This is a genomic window from Mesorhizobium sp. B2-4-14 (assembly GCF_006442155.1).
GTDB lineage: Bacteria > Pseudomonadota > Alphaproteobacteria > Rhizobiales > Rhizobiaceae > Mesorhizobium.
Genome location: NZ_VFVA01000007.1, coordinates 31418 through 51837 on the forward strand (window position 1 = coordinate 31418; position 20420 = coordinate 51837).

General features: G+C 62.3%; 17 protein-coding genes. 6 read left to right on the forward strand and 11 right to left on the reverse strand.

What is annotated here, in order from left to right; translation table 11 throughout:
• Positions 1–67: 67 nt before the first annotated feature.
• Positions 68–1417, reverse strand: a complete 1350-nt coding sequence (locus FJ938_RS08680; RefSeq protein WP_140692844.1) for a hypothetical protein — start codon at positions 1415–1417, stop codon at positions 68–70.
• A 385-nt stretch (positions 1418–1802) separates the two neighbouring features.
• On the opposite strand from FJ938_RS08680, the gene FJ938_RS08685 reads away from it, so the two are divergent.
• Both FJ938_RS08685 and kynA read left to right on the forward strand, forming a co-directional pair.
• A complete protein-coding gene (locus FJ938_RS08685; protein ID WP_140692846.1) occupies positions 1803–3428 on the forward strand; it encodes an AMP-binding protein in 1626 nt (541 codons plus the stop codon).
• Entirely contained in the window at positions 3425–4261 is an 837-nt protein-coding gene (gene kynA, locus FJ938_RS08690; protein ID WP_140692848.1) for a tryptophan 2,3-dioxygenase, read from the forward strand. Before FJ938_RS08685 ends, kynA begins: the two co-directional genes overlap by 4 nt.
• A 58-nt stretch (positions 4262–4319) precedes the next feature.
• Here the strand turns inward: kynA and kynU are convergent, their stop codons facing one another.
• From kynU to FJ938_RS08710, 4 genes are read right to left on the reverse strand one after another with little or no spacing between them, the layout of a single operon-like run.
• Positions 4320–5567, reverse strand: a complete 1248-nt coding sequence (kynU, locus tag FJ938_RS08695; RefSeq protein WP_140692851.1) for a kynureninase — start codon at positions 5565–5567, stop codon at positions 4320–4322.
• A 36-nt stretch (positions 5568–5603) separates the two neighbouring features.
• A complete protein-coding gene (locus FJ938_RS08700) occupies positions 5604–6527 on the reverse strand; it encodes an ABC transporter permease (RefSeq protein WP_140692853.1) in 924 nt (307 codons plus the stop codon).
• Between the two features lie 5 nt (positions 6528–6532).
• On the reverse strand, positions 6533–7312 hold the full coding sequence (locus FJ938_RS08705) for an ABC transporter ATP-binding protein (protein WP_140692855.1): 780 nt from the start codon (positions 7310–7312) through the stop codon (positions 6533–6535).
• A gap of 58 nt (positions 7313–7370) precedes the next feature.
• A complete protein-coding gene (locus FJ938_RS08710) occupies positions 7371–8351 on the reverse strand; it encodes an ABC transporter substrate-binding protein (RefSeq protein WP_140606973.1) in 981 nt (326 codons plus the stop codon).
• Between the two features lie 151 nt (positions 8352–8502).
• Between FJ938_RS08710 and FJ938_RS08715 the strand changes: the two genes are divergently transcribed.
• Together FJ938_RS08715 and lexA are read left to right on the forward strand one after the other, a co-directional pair.
• Positions 8503–9276 carry a GntR family transcriptional regulator gene (locus FJ938_RS08715; protein WP_140692858.1) on the forward strand — a complete coding sequence of 258 codons (774 nt, stop codon included), beginning with the start codon at positions 8503–8505 and terminating at the stop codon, positions 9274–9276.
• 395 nt (positions 9277–9671) lie between these two features.
• On the forward strand, positions 9672–10409 hold the full coding sequence (lexA, locus tag FJ938_RS08720; RefSeq protein WP_140606975.1) for a transcriptional repressor LexA: 738 nt from the start codon (positions 9672–9674) through the stop codon (positions 10407–10409).
• Here the strand turns inward: lexA and FJ938_RS08725 are convergent.
• Positions 10403–12862 (reverse strand): ComEC/Rec2 family competence protein, encoded by a 2460-nt coding sequence (locus FJ938_RS08725; protein ID WP_140692860.1) that lies wholly within the window; start codon positions 12860–12862, stop codon positions 10403–10405. The genes lexA and FJ938_RS08725 overlap by 7 nt on opposite strands.
• A gap of 102 nt (positions 12863–12964) precedes the next feature.
• Between FJ938_RS08725 and gltX the strand changes: the two genes are divergently transcribed.
• Together gltX and gltA are read left to right on the forward strand one after the other, a co-directional pair.
• Positions 12965–14389 carry a glutamate--tRNA ligase gene (gene gltX / locus FJ938_RS08730; protein WP_140606977.1) on the forward strand — a complete coding sequence of 475 codons (1425 nt, stop codon included), beginning with the start codon at positions 12965–12967 and terminating at the stop codon, positions 14387–14389.
• Positions 14390–14573: 184 nt separating this feature from the next.
• Positions 14574–15902, forward strand: a complete 1329-nt coding sequence (gltA, locus tag FJ938_RS08735) for a citrate synthase (RefSeq protein ID WP_140692862.1) — start codon at positions 14574–14576, stop codon at positions 15900–15902.
• Positions 15903–15940: 38 nt separating this feature from the next.
• On the opposite strand, the gene lpxB is transcribed toward gltA, so the two are convergent.
• From lpxB to lpxD, 5 genes are read right to left on the reverse strand one after another with little or no spacing between them, the layout of a single operon-like run.
• A complete protein-coding gene (lpxB, locus tag FJ938_RS08740; protein ID WP_140692864.1) occupies positions 15941–17122 on the reverse strand; it encodes a lipid-A-disaccharide synthase in 1182 nt (393 codons plus the stop codon).
• The gene (locus FJ938_RS08745; protein WP_140692867.1) at positions 17115–18029 is read right to left on the reverse strand and encodes an LpxI family protein; all 915 of its coding nucleotides are present in this window, start codon (positions 18027–18029) and stop codon (positions 17115–17117) included. Before FJ938_RS08745 ends, lpxB begins: the two co-directional genes overlap by 8 nt.
• Positions 18001–18834, reverse strand: coding sequence for an acyl-ACP--UDP-N-acetylglucosamine O-acyltransferase (gene lpxA, locus FJ938_RS08750; protein WP_140693048.1), 834 nt, complete (start codon positions 18832–18834; stop codon positions 18001–18003). The genes FJ938_RS08745 and lpxA overlap by 29 nt, the downstream gene beginning before the upstream one ends.
• Positions 18835–18847: 13 nt before the next feature.
• Positions 18848–19315, reverse strand: a complete 468-nt coding sequence (gene fabZ / locus FJ938_RS08755) for a 3-hydroxyacyl-ACP dehydratase FabZ (protein ID WP_140606981.1) — start codon at positions 19313–19315, stop codon at positions 18848–18850.
• The gene (gene lpxD / locus FJ938_RS08760) at positions 19308–20363 is read right to left on the reverse strand and encodes a UDP-3-O-(3-hydroxymyristoyl)glucosamine N-acyltransferase (RefSeq protein WP_140606982.1); all 1056 of its coding nucleotides are present in this window, start codon (positions 20361–20363) and stop codon (positions 19308–19310) included. The genes fabZ and lpxD overlap by 8 nt, the downstream gene beginning before the upstream one ends.
• Positions 20364–20420 lie beyond the last annotated feature (57 nt).

Genomic DNA, 20420 nt, shown 5'->3' on the forward strand with positions numbered 1-20420 from the left:
CATCTTTCAGCAGCTAAAAACCGGCAGGGTGTTCCCGACCCAGCACTGGACAGGATGTGCGGCGCGATTATTGACGTAAATCATGGACGCCGAGTTCTCGCCACATCCATTGGAAGCTGTAGGTAGCCATGGGATCCGTTGGATCCGGCCGCTTTGCCGTCTGGTTTTCGAGGTATTTGAGCCACTCGGCCACCTTTTGGCGGCCCATCGGTGTTTTGGCGGCCTGGCGCGGGGTCTTATTGCCAAGCATACCGACCGGCTGATCGAGGGTTTCACGGTATTGGCGGTCCATGAACTCGTGGACGACTTCTTCGGCCATTTCGGGAGGAATTTTCGAGGAAGCCTTCTTGCGACCGTGGGTCCGTCGCTCGGCGATCATCTGGTCGACGGTGACGATTTCGGTCAGAGGTGTGCCGACCAGTTCGCCGAGAAACTGCCGAAGCAAGGTGGTCCCCTCGTCCGCGCGCCTGGAGGAATTGGTTGAAAGGTGCAGGAAGCGTCCCTTCAACTCGACATTGCCCAGAACACGCAAACCAGTGTCCATGGTGGTATCAAGAGAAGGCGAGCCGCCTTGCTTCTTTTTCCCTCGGCCAGTCGGCTCGTCTTCTAGCCAGTTCCAGAATTTCGGGTTTTCCTGTGCCATTCCTTGAATGACATTCAACCGCGCGGCGATGTCTTTCTGGGTTGCGCCGGGTGCCAGTGGAAACTGGACATTGTGAAACATGATGTCGTCGCCATCCGAGTTTTGAACCGAAGGCCTGTTCATGGCCCGATCGAGCGTGTCGAACAGCCACGACAAGGTGAATATGGCGGCGACCTCCTGTAGATCTTCGCTCCTGATCGCGGGGAGTTTCTTCGCGCCCCTTTTCCCGAAGGTGCGCCGCAGTCCATCGAGCAGCATTTCCGTGGCCCGCGGTGTGAAGGACAAAAGTCCACCGGCTAAGATGTTCTTGCCCATAACAGGCACGATGCGGGCGGCGATCCTGTCCCACTGTTTTAGCGCTTTGGTAGCCGTGCCTTCACTGACGACGATTGGATCGCCGCCGCGAATTAGGTCGCGCGCCACAAGCGATTTTCCCGGCACGATGTCGCTCACCTCGTAAAGACTCATGATCGAGGTCCGCAACGCCTTCATGTAGGTCTTTGTCCGAGCGCCCTCCTTCCAGCCGCGGCGCTTGAGATACTCGTCGACGATGTTGCCCCCTTCGACATCGAAGTCCTGCGTCAGAAAATCCTCAAAGGCGCAGCCCCACAGTATCATAGCCCAGTCGTCGCCGATGACTTCGGCAAGATCTTCAAACTCCGCATCGCCGACCTCCAGCACCGGGCCGAAGTGTTCGTCGAACACTTCTTCGAAGCAGCCGCGCCACTCGTCGCGATCGAGGAATTTCATCAGACCATTAAGGTCGTGGGGCATGGCGGCTCTCCAGGCTCTGTTCGGCGACGATATGGTCCGTCGGCTCAGTGACATCGCAAAGCCCAGTGATTTATGCGCCGCCCTGGCGACCCGGCAAGACACTTTTCTCGATTTTCCCATCGTTTCCTAGGCCGCACACGTCAATGCGGGGCAAAACATTTTAGGCTTGAAACAAATTCCGACTGGTGCGATCCTGCCGGACGAACAGCCGACAATGGGAGGTCTGCTGTGCTGTCTAAACCTACAGATGTCCACCTTCCGGTGGCGTCGCCGAACAGGTGTAGCTGGCTGCACGAAGCCCTCTCGCGAAAGACGGGAACTTCATATCCACCACCTCGCCAGGTGCCGCGCGCACCGGCCAGGCAGCAGACAGGATAGCGGCGAGATGCTTGGGCCTTCAGCGCATATCGATACGTTCACACGTGATCATCTGCCGCCGCCGGATCAATGGCCGGACTTCCTGCTCGACGGCTTCGACTATCCCGAACATCTCAACGCCGGCGTCGAATTGACCGACAGGCTGGTCGAAAGAGGTCTCGGTGACCACACCGCACTGATCGGCAATGGTCGCCGCCGCACCTACAAGGAATTGTCCGACTGGACGAACAGACTCGCCCATGCGCTGGTCGAGAATTACGGCGTCAAGCCAGGCAACCGGGTGCTGATCCGCTCCGCCAACAACCCCGCAATGGTCGCCTGCTGGCTGGCCGCCACCAAGGTCGGCGCCGTGGTCGTCAACACCATGCCGATGCTGCGCGCCGGCGAACTCACCAAGATCGTCGACAAGGCGGAGATCACCATCGCGCTTTGCGATACCAGGCTGATGGACGAGATGACCGCCTGCGCCAAGGACAGCACGTTCCTGAAACAGGTCATCGGCTTCGACGGCACCGCCAACCATGATGCCGAACTCGATCGCGCTGCCCTCGACAAGCCTGTCACCTTCACTGCTGTCAATACCGGCCGCGACGACGTCGCGCTGCTTGGCTTCACCTCGGGCACCACGGGCGTGCCAAAGGCGACGATGCATTTCCACCGCGACCTTCTGATCATCGCCGACTCCTATGCCCGCGAGGTCCTGCAGGTAACGCCGGACGACATCTTCGTCGGCTCGCCGCCCCTCGCTTTCACCTTTGGCCTTGGCGGGCTCGCCATCTTTCCCCTGCGCTTCGGTGCCGTGGCCACGCTGCTGGAACAGGCGACGCCGCCCAACATGATCCACATCATCGAGACCTACAAAGCGACCATTTCCTTCACCGCGCCGACCGCCTACCGCGCAATGCTGAAGGCGATGGATGAAGGCGCCGACCTGTCATCGCTGCGCGTCGCCGTTTCGGCCGGCGAGACATTGCCGGCCCCGGTCTTCGAAGAGTGGACGAAAAAAACCGGCAAGCCGATCCTCGACGGCATTGGCGCCACCGAAATGCTGCACATCTTCATCTCCAACCGCTTTGACGACATGAAGCCCGCGTCGACAGGCAAGCCTGTGGTCGGCTACGAAGCGCGCATTGTCGACGACGAGATGCGCGACGTGCCGCGTGGCCAACCCGGACGCCTGGCGGTGCGCGGACCGACCGGCTGCCGCTACATGGCCGATGACCGGCAGAAGGACTATGTGCGCGACGGCTGGAACTTGACCGGCGACACCTTCACCCAGGATGAGGACGGCTTCTTCCACTTCGCGGCGCGCTCCGACGACATGATCGTCAGCGCCGGCTACAACATCGCCGGGCCCGAGGTCGAGGCGGCGCTGCTGGCGCATCCCGATGTCGCCGAATGTGCAGTGATCGGCGCCGAGGATCCAGAACGCGGCCAGATCGTCGAGGCGCATGTCGTGCTGGTGCAAGGCGTTGCGCCCGATGCATTGACCATCAAGCGCCTGCAGGACCACGTCAAGGCAACCATCGCCCCCTACAAATATCCGCGCTCGGTGAAATTCATCGCCGCCCTGCCCAAGACCCAGACCGGCAAGATCCAGCGCTTCCGGTTGCGCATGGAGAAAATCAATTGAGCGAGCCCTACGATCCGGCGTCCGAAGGCGCACAGATGTCGTTCAAGGAGCGCATGTCCTACAGCGACTATCTGCATCTGGAAAAAGTCCTCGACGCGCAGGCACCGCTGTCGTCGGCGCATGACGAGATGCTGTTCATCATCCAGCACCAGACATCGGAACTCTGGATGAAGCTCGCGCTGCACGAGATCGGTGCCGCGATCCGCTCCATTCGGGCTGACCGGCTTGAGCCGAGCTTCAAGATGCTGTCGCGCGTCGCACGCATTTTCGAGCAGTTGAATAATGCCTGGGACGTGCTGCGCACGATGACGCCCAGCGAATACACCGAGTTCCGCAACGCGCTCGGCCAATCCTCGGGCTTCCAGTCCTGGCAATACCGCGCCATCGAGTTCATGGCCGGCAACCGTAACCTCGCAATGCTCGGCCCGCACAAGCACCGGCCGGACCTCAGCCAAAAGCTGGAGGCGATCCTGGCCGAGCCATCACTCTACGACGAAGCGCTGCTGCTTCTGGCGCGCAACGGGTTCGACATTGGTGCCGATGCCAGGCGCACGAATTGGCGTGAAACCCGTACCGAGAACGAAGAAGTCCTCGTCGCCTGGCAGACCGTCTACCGCGATCCGCAGCGCTACTGGATGTTCTATGAACTGGCCGAGAAACTGGTTGACTTCGAAGACTATTTCCGTCGCTGGCGCTTCAATCACGTCACCACAGTCGAACGTATCATCGGCATGAAGCGCGGCACCGGCGGCACGTCAGGCGCCTCCTATCTCAAGAAAATGCTCGAGGTCGTCCTGTTTCCGGAACTCTGGACCGTCCGCACCCGGCTCTGACGAGCGCCTTTGCTTCGTAAATGTCGTCGCCCGCTGAACGCTTTCGGGCAACAGCCACTCAGGTCACGGCGGTCTTGACGGCAAAACGCGCTTCTTGCCAGGCGCCGGTGCGCAGGATGTCTTCCAGCACCTCCACCGCCTGCCAAACGTCCCTGTAGCCGACATAGAGCGGCGTGAAGCCGAAGCGGATCGTCGACGGCGCGCGGAAATCGCCAATCACGCCGCGCTCGATCAAGGCCCGCATTACCTGATAGCCTTGCGGGTGGATGAACGATACCTGGCTGCCGCGCGCGTTGCCGTCTCGCGGGCTTTCGAGCTCAAGGCCGTAGGCGCCGCATCTGGTCTCGACGAGCTCAATGAACAGGTCGGTCAGCGCGATGCCCTTTTGGCGCACCACCGCCATGTCTACGTCGTCCCAAAGATCCAGTGCCCCCTTCAGCGCCCGCATCGAAAGCACAGGCTGCGTACCACACAAGAACCGGCGGATGCCGGTGCCTACCTCATAGCCCTGTTCGAAGGCGAAAGGCCTTGCATGCCCCCACCAGCCGCTCAGCGGCTGCCGGACATCGCCGTGATGACGTTTTGCGGCGTAGATGAAGGCCGGCGCGCCCGGACCGCCATTGAGATATTTATAGGTACAGCCGATGGCGAAATCAGCGTTCGCGCTGTCGAGTTCGACCGGTAAGGCCCCGGCTGTGTGGCAGAGATCCCAGACGATCAGCGCGCCAGCCTGATGGGCCTTGCGCGTCAGCGCGGCCATGTCACGCAACTGCCCGGATTTGTAATTGACGTGGTTGACCAGGATGACGGCGACGCGTTCGTCGATGAGGTCCTCGATATCAGGCGCGTCGACCCCTTCGAGCCGCAGCACCGTACCCGGCCGTGTCGATGCGACACCTTCGGCCATATAGAGGTCGGTTGGGAAACTGTCGCCTTCGGCGACGATTACCGACCGGTCCGGCCGCATGCCAAGCGCGGCATGCAGCACCTTGTAGATGTTGATCGAGGTCGTATCGCAGACCACCGTCTGGCTGGCCGCGGCGCCGATCAGGCGTCCGAGCTGGTCGCCAAGGACGACCGGCATTTCGAACCAGCCGGCGGTGTTCCAGGCACGGATCAGATCCTGCGCCCATTCCTGGGTCGCGGCCTTCTGCAGCTCGTTGAAGACGGCGGGAGCCGCCGCGCCTAGCGAATTGCCGTCGAGATAGATAACCCCGTCCGGCAAGATGAACCGGTCGCGCATGGCACGCAGCGGATCCGCCGCATCCATGGCTTCGACTGCTGCGAGATCGAGCGTTGCACGCATGATTTCAGACATTCCCTGGTTTGTTCACGCTCTAATTTATTCACGAATGGCTTCGCGAGCCGGCGCGGATCCCCGGCTGCGCTTGAGGCTGGGCAAGGCCAGCATGGCGAGCACGAACAAGCCGGTGGCAAGCTTCAGGTCAGGCGGCGGCATGCCGGCGGCGAGGCAGAACGACACCAGCTGATAGTAGATGATCGCGCCGGCGAAAGGCGCCAGCAGCTGACGCCAGACCGTCTGCTTGCCGACAACCGCCTCGCCGATCATCAGCGCGGCAAGCCCGTTGATGAGAATCCCCAGTCCCATATTGACGTCGGCAAATCCCTGCGACTGCACCATCAGCGCGCCGCTTGACGCCGAAAACGCGCTCGCCAGCCCGACACCGCCTATGGTCGCCGCCCAGACATTGATGCCTTGAGCCTCGGCCATGTCCGGGTTGGCGCCCACCGCGCGCACCGCGGTCCCCTTCTCGGTCCTGAAGAACATGTAGAGCGCCAGGAAGACGAGGAGCGCGAGAAGGCCGGCGACAACGATCTTGCTGGCCGGAAAACCAGGCCGCGCGAACGGCACCCAGTCGAACACGGTGGGCGAGCCGAAGACGGAGAGATTGGACTTGCCCATGATGCGCAGGTTGATGCTGTAGAGCATCGTCATCATCAGGATACCCGCAAGAAGCGTGTGGATGCGGAAGCGCAGATGGATGAAGGCGGTACAGCAACCCGCCACAAAGCCCGCTGCGACGGCGACCGCGATGGCTGTCAGCGGCGATGCACCGGCTGCAAGAAGCACGCCACAGACGCAGCCGCCCAGCGGAAAGGCGCCCTCGCTGGTCAGATCCGGAAAATTCAGCATGCGAAACGGGATCATGATCCCGAGCACGACAAAGGCCAGGATCAGGCTCTGCGCCAGTGTGACCGGGATGATCGCGACGAAGCTCGTCAGAACGTCCTGGATAAAGCTCATGGTGATCAGCTCGCCAGCAACATGCGATCGGTCTTGACGGAAAAATGGCCGATCAGATCTGCAACCGTGACCGCCGATTTCTCCTCGCCGGTGACTTCCAGCCTGACCCGGCCCGCGCCGAGCATGATCACCCGGCTGCCATGGTCGACGGCATGTTGCATATTGTGGGTCACCATCAGCGTGGTCAGTTTCAGCGCATTGACGGCGCGCACCGTCGCCTGCATGACGATTTCGGCCGTGCGCGGGTCGAGCGCTGCCGTATGCTCGTCGAGCAGCAGCAGGTCCGGCGATCCGCCAACCGCCATGATCAGCGACAGCGACTGCCTCTGCCCGCCCGAAAGCAGGTCGACGCGTGTGTCCAGGCGGTTTTCAAGGCCGAGACCCAGTATGGACAAGCGCTCCTTGTAGGACGCAAGCCGGGTGGCGTTCAGCCCTTGCCGCAAGCCGCGTTTGTGGCCGCGAAGGTCAGCCAACAACATGTTCTCCGCCACGGTCATGCTGGCGGCTGTGCCGCGCATCGGATCCTGGAAGACGCGCGCCAATTTTGCCGCGCGCTTGTGCACCGGCATGTTTGTCACATCGGTGCCGTTGATCAGGATCCTGCCGGAATCGAGGATGAGAGCTCCGGAAATGGCGTTGAGCATGCTGCTCTTGCCGGCCCCATTGGAGCCGATGACGATACCGAACTCGCCCGTGGCCAACGACAGGTTGAGGCCGTCCAGCGCGACCTTCTCGTCGGCCTGGCCCTTGTAGAACACTTTGCGCGCGGATCGGATCTCGAGCATCGTTCCTCCCACAACTGAAGGGTGACGGCGCCGACGCCGTCACCGCTGCAGCCCAACGTCAGTCGACGATGCAGCCGCAATCGGCCATCGAAGCGGGTATCTCGATGCCGAACGCGGCCATCGCCTTGCGGGAGATCGTTGCCATGTGGTCCTTGTAAGCCGGGCGCGACGGCGCGATCGTCTTCGGATCCTTGCCCTTAAGGATTTCGGCGGCGATGTTGCCGGCATTGACGCCAACCTGCGTGTAGTTGACCGCGAAGCTTGCCGGTACGGTGCCGTTGCGGACCGCGCTGTCATCGGAGTTGACGACCGGGATTCCAGCCTGACGAGCGGCTGCGGAGACAGCGGCGATCGCCGGCTGGATCAGGTTCGAGGCCGGGCCGTAGATCACGTCGGCCTTGCCGGCGAGCGAAGCGATGCGTTGCTGAATGTCATTGACGTTGTCGATGCCGACCTCCACGACCTCGAAGCCGGCCGCGGGTGCCGCCGCCTTGATCTTTTCGATCAGGGCAACGTCATTGGCTTCGCCTGGATTGTAGGGCACGCCAAAGCGCTTGGCGTTCGGCAGCAGCTTCTTGGTGAAGGCCATCACCGCGGCGACATCCTGCAGATCGCTGGCGCCGGTCATGCCTTCGTCTCCGGAGTCCCATGACGGCACCAGCTTGGCCGCGACCGGATCGGTGACCGCGGCAAAGACGATCGGAATGTCGGACCCTGCGAGCGCCTTCTTGGCGATCTGCGAGACCGGCGTGGTGATGGTGTAAATCAGCTTGGGCTGCTCTGCCTGCAGCTTGGCGATCATCTGCGGCACCAGCGATGCGTCGAAATTGGTATGGCTCTCGGTGTAGACGACGTCCTTGCCCTCGACGAAGCCGTTGTCCGTCAGCGCCTTCTTGAAACCGGCTATGGCGGCATTCAACTGAGGATGCTCTCCGAAATTGGCTATGCCGATACGAATCTGATCAGCCGCGGCGCTGCCGGCGCTGACCATCAAGGCGCCTGCCAGGGCCAATCCTGACAGCCATTTCGACTTCAACATCATTTCCTCCCAGATTTGATTAGCGCCGCTTAAAGACGGCACATCAGGCGATCATGGTCAGTCCGCCGGTCCATGTCAAACATTATATATAATTCTTGCCATGCACCGCCATGATATATAATTTTCCAAGCCTGACGATGGACGGACTGCGATGCAGGATCAGAATAGTTCCACAAAGACGGAGGCGGCCTATCAGCTGCTGCGGCGCGATATTCTGACGACGCGCCTCATGCCGGGTGCGCCGCTCAAGTTGAGTGCGCTGCGCGGCACATATGGCGTCGGCTGGACGCCGCTGCGTGAAGCATTGTCTCGGCTTGAAGCCGAGCGCCTTGTCACTGCCATCAGCAATCGCGGCTTTGCCGTCGCTCCCGTGTCGCGGGCCGAACTCGAGGACCTGGCGCGCGCGCGGATGGTTGTCGAGATGCCCCTGTTCCTGGAATCGATGGAAAAAGGCGACAGGCAATGGGAAGATGCCGTTGTCACCGCTCATTACCGGCTCTCTCGCTGCAAGACCGCGGTTGACGACCCCTCGGATGCGGCCGTCGATCAGTGGGACGAAAGCCACGAGGCCTTTCACGCGGCGCTGCTGAGTGGTGCGACGTCCAACTGGCTGCTGCGATTCCGCTCGACGATCGCGGATCAGCTGCGGCGACATCATCGTTTTCTCGGCCTGGCGCCGACTTTGCGGGCAGCGGCCGGCCTCAAGCATGGCTATGGAGAGGCCATGGACGCACTGCGCGAGGCGATCGCGATCGAGCATCACACCGCGATCATGGAGGCGGCGCTCGATCGTGATGTCGAGCGGGCAAAGGCATTGATGACGGCGCATATCGGCTACACGCTGCACGTCTATGTTCACAGCGAAGACAGCGGCGCCAACAACTACACCGCACGCGCCGGCAGCCTGAAAGCGGTTTCCGGATGATTTCGGCGCTTCCGCGCCGTCCGACGCTTACACACGGATCCATCCCCCAAGCGAGCTGGCGAACGTTGGCGTTTTGGTTTCGTTTCGTTCCGCTGGGATGACACTGGGCGACTCCATAAATCCGCCCCGTGCGCCTTTCAAACGACTGAAGCCAAACCTCAACAAGGGGTGGGCCACAGGCCATTAACCAAAACGATTTCAATGCGTGTGTCCGGGGCAGAAATCGTCGGTAAGCGTCGGTTGCCGTTTGTTGCCGGCGGCAAAAATTTCGAACCCCTTAACAAATTCACTAAACTTTAAACGGTTGCGGAACACAACTGGAACAGATAGTGTTTGTTCTGGGTTTGTTTTTCGATTCCGATTCAGACCCTTCGTTCAATGCCTTGGGGGCCGCCATGCTGACGCGCAAGCAACATGAACTGCTGATGTTCATTCATGAACGGCTCAAGGAAAGCGGCATCCCGCCCTCCTTCGACGAGATGAAAGAGGCTCTTGATCTTGCCTCCAAGTCGGGGATCCACCGCCTGATCACGGCGCTGGAGGAACGTGGCTTTATTCGGAGACTGCCCAATCGGGCGCGCGCACTGGAAGTGCTCAGGTTGCCGGATTCGATCGCGCCGGGCCTCAATGCGGCAAAGAAATTTTCGCCAAGTGTCATCCAGGGCAGCCTCGGTCAGGGCAACCTTGGTCGTCAGATCAAGCCGGCGCCGTCGCGCTTGCCCGCGGCCGGCAATGACGACGATGCTGTTCCGGCGGTCTCGATCCCGGTGATGGGCCGTATCGCCGCCGGTGTGCCGATCGATGCCATCCAGCACCAGACGCATTCGATCTCGGTGCCGCCTGACATGATCATGGGGGGCGAGCACTATGCGCTGGAGGTCAAGGGGGACTCGATGATCGAGGCCGGGATCTTCGATGGCGACACGGTCATCATCCGCAACGCCGATACAGCGAGCCCGGGCGAGATCGTCGTGGCGCTGGTCGACGAAGAGGAAGCGACCCTGAAACGGTTCCGCCGCAAGGGAGCTTCGATTGCCCTTGAAGCCGCTAACCCGGCCTACGAGACCCGCATTTTCGGACCGGACAGGGTCAAGGTGCAAGGCAAGCTCGTCGGGCTGATCAGGCGCTACTGAGCAGGGGCTGTTGCGCTTGTTTTGTCAGGCTTTTTATAGGGCGGCAGGCCCCTCGCCTCGCGCGAGAATTTGCGCTGTTCATGCCAGGGACGGTATGGCCTGTCGACGGCGAAGCTGACGATTGGTGGGCCAGTCGCCGATTGGCGGTCGAAGAAGACCGCAGCACTCCCTTTGCGAGCGAGTTGCCGTTTGGTGACGACGAGAACCAGCGGGTTATGGCAGGCGTCATAGCCGGTCGCGTCGTTGACGACGATCACGTCGGCGAAACCGCAGGCCTTCCAGGTATCCTTGCGGTCTTCGACATGCGCGACGATCGCTCCGGACGGGTGCCTGGCGAGGCAGACGCCGTCGGTGCAGTAGAACGGTGCTCCCGGCGGCAGGTTTACGGCATCGGCGATGGCGAACTGCCCGTCTGTCTTGTTGAACACCTCTGGCACGACGATGCTTTCGGATACCAATGCACGTTTCCAGTTGTCGACGGTGAATTCGTTCGGGCGTGCCCGGCTGACCGCGAGTTCGCCACCGCCGATCGGCACCGCGACCAGTCGGGCATCTTCCGAGATCAGCACATCGGGCGTGCGCGTATCCGACACAGTCAACAGGCCGGCAAGTGCGAATGGGAGTGCGGCGAGCCGCAGCCATGTCGTCGCCATCGTCGCGATGACCAGGGCGACCGTCACCAGCAGCACGGATTGCTGGGAAATCAGCCCGACCGCATCGACAGGAGAGCGTTCCGATATCCACGCCGATATGGCGATCATTGCCGTCAGGCCCTTGCCCATCAGGTAAAGGGATGGCGCATCCAAGCCGAACGGCATGAGCAACGCGCTGGCGACGGCCAGGAACATCACGACCGAAACGATCGGCATGACGGCCAGATTGGCGAACAAGCTGAGCGGCGATACACGCTGGAAATGCCAAATGGCAAACAGCGCCGTAGCGCTGCCGGCGATGATGGAGGTCATAGCCAATCCACCCGTCGTCAGCAGGAATTTTTGCGTCAGAAGCCCTGGCAGGGATAGCTTCGGCGATGGCGGCCTCGTTTTTCGCGCACGATAATCCGCCCAACCGGCATAGGCGCCAACCAGGGCGGCGGTCGCGGCGAACGACATCTGGAAGCTCGGTCCGACCACCTCATGCGGCGAGACCAGTATGACGGCGATCGCCGAGATCGCCAGGTTGCGCATGGTCAGTGCCGCGCGATCGAACAGAACCGCGATCAGCATCACCGCCAGCATGATGAAGCTGCGTTCGGCGGCAACGACGATGCCCGAAATGACGAGATAGGCAGCGATCGAGAAGAGCGCTGCGGCGGCCGCGTATTTCTTCACCGGCCTTCGTGCGGAAAAATCTGGAAACAGCGCGAAGGCGCCGCGCAGCAGACCCATGACGGTGCCCGCGACCAGCGCCATATGCAGTCCGGAAATGGAGATGATGTGATAGATGCCGGTGCGCCGCATCGCCTCGTTGATTTCGTCGGGAATGCCGGCGCGCACGCCGACGATCAGTGCCGCGGCGATCTCGCCTTCGGCGCCGCCGACGATGCCCGTGATGCGGCCGGCGATGGATTGGCGGGCATTTTCCACCGCAGCGGACAGGCGAGCCAAAAGAGGCATGTCGTCCTCGGCTGTGACAATCCTGGGATTGCCGAGAAAAAACCCGCTGCCGCCGATGCCGGCGAAGTAGCTGTCGAAGGAGAAATCATAGCTGTCCGGCCGCACCGGACCGGTCGGCGGCAAGAGTTTGGCATAGCCTGATATCAACGAGCCGGCGGCCAATTCCCGCGGTATCTTGCGTGCCGAAAGCCGGACCCTTTCCGGCGCATAGCGCAGTTTCGGCCGGGCGGTGGACGTCACGTCAATGGTCAGCCGGATGCGGCCGGTCTCCATCCGGTCGAGCGAGACGACGCGGCCCGTCACCTCAGTCGAAATCTCAGAGCCCAGCATGCGTGTTCCGGCTCGCCATGTTTCGACCTTCGCCGCGAGCAGGCCCAGCGCGCACAGCAGCATCGCCGTGAAACACAGATGGGTTTTTGGCCAGGAACGCGAGGCAAGCGCACAGAGCGCCGTCAGCACGACGACCGCTACAGGCTTGGCAAAATCAGGCTCCGCCGCCAGCGAATAGTAGCCGATCACTCCGGCGGCCAGACAGACCGGCACCAGCAGAAAGGCGATGCCCCGGTCAAGTTCCAGTTCCGCCGCCTTGGCCACGCCATGGCGCAGGCGAGGCAATGATGTCAGGCCGAATTGCCGGCGTACGCGCGCAATCCTGCCTGCGGCAGGCGGTGGACTTGGCGCAGGGATATCCGCCTGCGGCTGCCGGGTGCCGGGCGCCGGCACAAGGGATGTCGGCGATGGCAACGGGATAGCCGGACGCGTTGCAAACAATGACCGTTCGCTGACGCCGGCAACAGCGTCCTCGCCCTGATCCGAGCCCCGGCCTCGTCCAGCCATCGGGTCTGCCCCTTGCACCCCTGACGCCCTATGGTACATGAACCCGCGACGCGCGAAAGTCCGCGCAACCCAACCCCGCTTCAGATGGTTTCCAAGAATTTCATGTCCGACAAGGTCGTCACCCGTTTTGCCCCCTCGCCCACCGGCTATCTGCACATCGGCGGCGCCCGCACGGCGCTGTTCAACTGGCTCTATGCCAAACACACTGGCGGTACGATGCTGCTGCGCATCGAGGACACCGATCGCGAGCGTTCGACCGATGCGGCGACGGCCGCCATCCTGGACGGACTCTCCTGGCTCGGTCTTGGCTGGGACGGCGACGCTGTCTCCCAATTCGAGCGCGCGCCGCGGCATCGCGAGGTGGCCGAGGAACTCGTGCGCCTGGGCAAGGCCTACTACAGCTACGAGACGCCTGCCGAACTGGAGGCGATGCGCGAGGCAGCGCGTGCCAAGGGCCTGCCGCCACGCTACAACGGCCAGTGGCGTGATCGTGATCCGTCCGAGGCGCCTCCCGGCGTCAAGGGCGCAATCCGCATCAAGGCGCCAACCGAGGGCGAGACGGTGGTGCACGACCGTGTCCAGGGCGAGGTGCGATTCCCCAACAAGGATCTCGACGATTTCATCATTCTGCGTTCGGACGGCAACCCGACCTACATGCACGCCGTCGTCGTCGACGACCATGACATGGGCGTAACGCATATCATTCGGGGCGACGATCACCTGACCAATGCGGCCCGCCAGACGGTGATCTACAAGGCCATGGGCTGGGACGTGCCATCGATGTCGCACATCCCGCTGATCCACGGCGCCGACGGTGCCAAGCTGTCGAAGCGCCATGGCGCGCTCGGCGTCGAAGCCTATCGCGCCATGGGGTATCTGCCGGAGGCGCTGCTCAATTACCTGGCGCGCCTCGGCTGGAGCCATGGCGACGACGAGATCATGTCGATCAAGGACATGATCTCCTGGTTCGACATCGGCGACGTCAACAAGGGCGCCGCCCGTTTCGATTTCGCCAAGCTGGATGCGCTGAACGGCGTCCATATGCGCCGCATGAGCGACGCCGAACTGTTCGACATCTTCATCGCCGCCCTGCCCTATCTCGAGGGCGGCCCGGCGATGGCCGCGCGCCTCAACGAGCATAACAAGGCGCAATTGCTGGCGGCCCTTCCGGGCCTGAAGGAGCGCGCCAAGACGCTGGTAGAACTCGTCAATGGCGCCGCTTACCTGTTTGCGGAGCGGCCGCTGCCGGTCGACGACAAGGCGGCGCTGCTGCTCAACGACGATTCCCGCAAGATCCTGCGCGGCGCCCACGAAGCCTTGAATGCGCTTCCGGGGGACTGGACGGCTGCCGCTGCGGAGGCCGCGATCCGCGACTATGCGCTGGCTGGAGGCCACAAGCTGGGCGCCGTGGCACAGCCCTTGCGCGCCGCCCTGACCGGCAAAAGCACCTCGCCCGGCGTGTTCGACGTACTGGCCGTGCTGGGGCGTGAGGAAAGCCTGGGTCGCATAGCGGATCAAATCGATTAGGAGCAAACTGGCCCAAAAAGATTGGCATTGAAAGGCGGGTTTCGCAGTGCAACATTAGGCCTTGGCCCAATCTGGCACGCACCTCCTAAAATGCGGTGGCGAATACGCGCATTGCAGTGATTTCGACGTGTCGCTTCGCAGAAATTTGCCTTTGCCGGCATGATGAAACGAGAAGGAGTTTGCAATGACCGAAGCTGCGACAAAACTGGAATTTGGCGGCAAGACCCAGGAGGCCACGGCCAAGTTGGAGCTCGGCGGCAAGACTCATGAGTTCAAGGTGCGAAGTGGCTCCGTCGGCCCCGACGTCATCGACATTGCCACGCTTTACAGCACAACCGGCGCCTTCACCTACGATCCCGGCTTCACCTCGACCGCGAGTTGCGAATCGGAGATCACCTTCATCGACGGCGATGCGGGCATTCTCCTGCATCGCGGCTACCCGATCGACCAGTTGGCGGAACACGGCGACTTCCTGGAAGTCTGCTACCTGCTGCTCTACGGCGAACTGCCCACCAAGGCGCAGAAGGACGATTTCGATTACCGCGTGACACGCCACACAATGGTGCACGAGCAGATGTCGCGCTTCTTCACCGGCTTCCGTCGCGACGCGCACCCGATGGCGGTGATGTGCGGCGTGGTCGGCGCGCTGTCGGCCTTCTATCACGACTCCACCGACATCTCTGACCCCTACCAGCGCATGGTCGCTTCCATGCGGCTGATCGCCAAGATGCCGACCATCGCGGCCATGGCCTATAAATATCATATCGGCCAGCCGTTCATTTACCCGAAGAACGATCTCGGTTTCGCGGCAAACTTCCTGCATATGTGCTTCGCCGTGCCGTGCGAGGAGTACAAGATCAACCCGGTGCTGGCGCGCGCCATGGAGCGCATCTTCATCCTGCACGCCGATCACGAGCAGAACGCCTCGACCTCCACGGTTCGCCTCGCCGGCTCTTCGGGCGCCAACCCGTTTGCGTGCATCGCCGCTGGCATTGCCTGCCTGTGGGGCCCGGCGCATGGCGGCGCCAATGAAGCGGCGCTCAACATGCTGGGCGAGATCGGCCATGTCGACCACATCCCGGAGTTCATCGCCCGCGCCAAGGACAAGAACGACCCGTTCCGGCTGATGGGCTTCGGCCATCGCGTCTACAAGAATTACGATCCGCGCGCCAAGATCATGCAGAAAACGGCGCACGAGGTTTTGGGCGAGCTCGGCATCAAGGACGATCCGCTGCTCGACATCGCCATGGAACTGGAAAAGATCGCGCTGACCGATCCTTATTTCATCGAGAAGAAGCTCTACCCGAATGTCGACTTCTTTTCCGGCATCACGCTGAAGGCGCTGGGCTTCCCCACCACCATGTTCACGGTGCTGTTCGCGGTCGCCCGCACTGTCGGCTGGATCGCGCAATGGAAAGAGATGATCGAGGATCCGCGCCAGAAGATCGGCCGCCCGCGCCAGCTCTATACCGGCGCGCCGGAGCGCGATTACGTGCCGATCGCCAAGCGGTAAAAAGGACAGGGAGTAGTCAGCAGTCAGCAGTCAGCTCACTACTCACTACTCACTCGCTTCCTCACACACTCCATCACTACCTGCGCCGCGATCTCACCGGACGGCCTGTCCGTCGCCATGCGCCGTGCGATCTCGGCAAACCCATCTTTCTGCCAGGCGCGGATGCCGGTGTCGGTCAACAACCCTTCCAACTGGCGCGCCAGATTGTTCGGTTTGACGTACTCGTTGTAGAACTCCGGGATCAGCGCGCGATCCGAGATCAGGTTGGGCAGCAGCGCCGACCAGACGGTAACGAGATACGGCGCGACGACGCGCGCGACAGGGTCGAGGCGGTAGCAGGAGACCATCGGCACACCGGACAACGCCAGTTCCAGGGAGACCGTGCCGGACGCGATCAACGCCGCGTCGGCCTTGCCGAAGGCCTGCCATTTACGCTCGGGCTCGAGGATGATCTCGGGTTTCTCATCCCAGCGCGTGACAGCGGAACGGACGGTGTCCGCGACATGGGGCACCGTCGGCAATATCAGCCGAAGACGGTGTCCGCGTGCCCGCAGCATCGACACGGTCTCGCCAAACGGCTCCAGCAGTCGCCGCACCTCGCCGCGCCGCGAGCCGGGCAGGACAAGCAGCGTCTTCACGCGGTCCGGCGAAAGGTCGCGCGGCTGCCCTTGAGCCTTCGCCGCCGAGAGCACACCCGCGTCATGAGCGAGACGGTGCCCGACATAGGTGCCGGGCGGGCCGCCAAGCCTGGCGAGTTCCTTCACTTCGAACGGCAGGATGCACAATATGTGATCGACATAGGGCTTCATCGCCACCGCCCTGCCCGGCCGCCACGCCCAGACGCTCGGGCAGACATAGTGGACGATCGGGATCGACGGGTTGGCCGCGCGTACCTTCCTGGCAACGCGCAGCGAAAAGTCCGGGCTGTCGATGGTGATCAGGCAATCCGGCTTCGCGTCCGCGATCATCCCGGCCATCTGGCCGATCCGCCGCATCAGGCGCGGCAGATCGCGCAGGACGGCACTGAAACCCATCAGCGCGACCTCGCCGGCATCGAAGGGCGAAACCAGCCCTAGCCCCTGCAAATGGCGACCGCCAAGGCCGACGAGTTGCACCTCGCGGCCTGTCAATGCCTTCAGCGAACGCACGATGTCGGCGCCCAGCAGATCGCCGGATTCTTCACCGGCCACGATTGCGATCTTCAGCGCCTTGTCAGCCATGTGGCGGCTCCGTTGCTGGCAGGCCGACGATGAACAGGCCGAGCGCATTGGCGCGCCCCAGCGTCACCGGACCTTCGAGGATCAGCGAACGTCCAGCCTCGACCGCGATGCCGGCAAGCCCGGCCGCATGCGCCGTCTCGACCGTCTGTGGTCCGATCGACGGCAGGTCGGCGCGCAATTCCTGGCCAGGTTTGGCACACTTGACCAGAACCCCACGGGTCTTGCCGGCAAGCCGGCCATGGCCGCGCAGCTCTCGTGTTCTTTCGAGCAGGCCGTGCGTACCTTCGATGCCTTCGAGCGCGATCGCCCTGCCACCGATGGCAATTGCCGCCTGGCCGATATCGAGTGCGCCGATGGCCTTGGCTGCCTGCCTCGCCGCTTCGATGTCACGCCAGTCCGATTGCTTCGGTGCCGTGGCGGTCAGCGTGCCTTCGGCGGCGGCGAGTTCGGGAACGACCTGATGCGCGCCGATCACCTTGATGCCCCGCCTTTCCAGACCGCGTGTCACGACCTTCAGCAGGCCGTCATCGCCACGCGCCAGCGCCATGATCACCGAGGGCAAAATCGCCAGCAGGCCAAGGCTCAGGCGAATCCTGGCCAATTGCGGCCTTCGTTTGATTTCGCCGGCCAGAACCAGATGCGTGATTCCATATCGCTTCAGCGTCGGTACCAGGGAGCCGATCTGCTCCAGGGCCAGGCTGTCATGCTCGTATAGACGCAGGTCCCGCTCGCGATCAGCTTCGCCTTCCATCAACAGGACGAAAGGCGGATACCCTCGTGTGGCCAAGCCTTGCGCGACTTCGACCGGAAGACTGCCGCCGCCGGCGATGATGCCAACCCTGGCATCAGGCGGGAGATCAAGACCGCTTGCCGCTGTCTTAGTCTTCATCGTCGGCATCGTCGTCATCGCCACCCTTGAGCGATGGCACCGCATAGTGCCGCTTGCCGCGACTGGTGATGAAATCGATGATCTTCATCGCGGTTGGGGACGAAGCGAACTCTGCTTTCGCGAACTCGATGTTTTCGCCAACGGTTCGGGAACGGTCGAAGATCGTCTTGTAAGCTTTCCGCAGCAAATGGATTTCGGACCTTGGCAGGCCGGAACGCTTCAGGCCGATAATGTTGAGGCCGCGCAGGCTGGCGCGGTTGCCAACGGCGATGGCGTAAGGAATGACATCGCCCACGATCGCGGAGCAACCGCCCAGAAACGCGTTATCGCCAACGCGCACGAACTGATGGACGGCGGTCAGGCCGCCAATGTAGACACTGTTACCGATCTCGCAGTGGCCGCCCAGCGTCGCTCCATTGGCGAAGGTGGCGTTGTTGCCGACCACGCAATCATGGGCGATATGGGCATAGGCGAGGAAGTTGCCATTGTCGCCCACCGTCGTCTCGCCGCGGCTGGTGTCGGTGCCGACATGCATGGTGACGCCTTCGCGGATGGTGCAGTTGGCGCCGATAACCAGCGTGGTGCGTCCGCCCTTGTGCTTGGTGTTCTGCGGTGGCCCACCCAGTATCGCCATCGGGTAGACCTTGGTCGAGGAACCGATGGTGGTCGCGCCCATCACCGAGACATGGCTGACCAATTCGACATCATCACCGATCACGGCCTCGGCGCTGACGTGGCAAAACGGCCCTATACGCACACCCTGGCCAATCTGAGCGCCTTCCTCCACGACGGAGGAAGGATGGATTGAAGTCATGATTTTCATAAGCATTCGATCGTCAGTCGCCGGTGACCATCATGGCTGAAATCTCGGCCTCGGCCGCCTTGGTGCCCTCGACCATGGCTTCACAGGCGAATTTGAGCAGGTTGCCGCGCTTCTTGATTTTCTTGACGTGGATCTTCAACTGGTCGCCGGGAACGACCGGTTTGCGGAATTTGGCGTTGTCGATGGTCAGGAAATAGACCAGCGATGGCTTCGACGCCCCAAGGCTGCGGATGCAGATGGCGCCGGCCGTCTGCGCCATTGCCTCGACAATCAGCACGCCCGGCATCACCGGCTGCTCGGGGAAATGGCCCTGAAAATGCGGCTCGTTGATGGTGACGTTCTTGATGCCGATGGCGGATTCATCGCCATCGATGTCGACGATGCGGTCGATCATCAGGAATGGATAACGATGCGGCAGAAGCTTCATCAGCCCCATTATGTCGACCGCTTCCAGCGTCGTCGCCGCCACCATGTCAGCCATTGTCCTTGCCCTGCTTGCGTGCCCTGGCCATCGTGCGCAACATGGCTATCTCTCGCATCGCTTCCGCCATCGGCTGCGCCGGATAGCCGCCCCAGATCTCGCCGGCAGGAACATTGCTCATAAATCCACTTCTGGCGGCAAGCTTGGCTCCCGTGCCGATGGTCAGATGATCCGCAAGTCCGACGCCGCCGCCCATGGTGACATTGTCACCCACGACCACGGAACCGGAAATACCTGAAAGCCCGGCGACTATGCAATTGCGACCGATGCGGACGTTATGGGCGATCTGCACGAGATTGTCGATCTTGGTGCCCTGACCGATAATCGTATCCGACATGGCGCCGCGATCGACAGTGGAATTGGAGCCGATCTCGACATCGTCCTGGATGACCACCCGACCGATCTGGGGAACACGTTCCGGCCCCTTGGCGCCGCCGACGAAGCCAAAGCCATCCTGGCCGATCCTGGCCCCGCCATGGATGATGACCCGGTTGCCGATCAGCGCATATTGGATACTCGCGCCCGGGCCAACATAGCCGTTACGTCCGATCTGGCAGGACTGCCCGATGACGGCATTGGGCGCGATCACGGTGCCGCTGCCGATCGAGACGCCCGGCCCAACGACCGCGCCGGCCTCGATGATCACGCCGGCTTCGACATGCGCGGTTGGATCGACATGGGCATGCGGCGAAACGCCGGTTTCGCCGGTCATTGGCCCTGGCGTGGCGGCCGTGGGGAACAGCAGTCGCCCGACCAGCGCGAATGCCTGCTGCGGTCGCGGGTGGATCAGCACAGCGATGCCGACCGGCGCCTTGTTGGCGAATTCGGCTGGACATAGCACCGCCGCGGCCCGCAGCGATGGCATCAGCGCGGAATTACGCCTGCCGTCCACGAAGACGAGCGCATTCGCTCCGCCCTCGCTGGCTGGTGCCAGTGCTTCGATCGAAACATCGGATTGGCCGGAATCGACAAGCACCGAGCCGGTCAGATTCGCGACTTCGGCCGCCGTATACCGGCGTGATGGCGCGAAGAACACCGGATCGGTCATTCCAGAAGCTATATCCAGCTAGGTCGGAACATTTCTCCCGGATCCGAAAAATCCGGG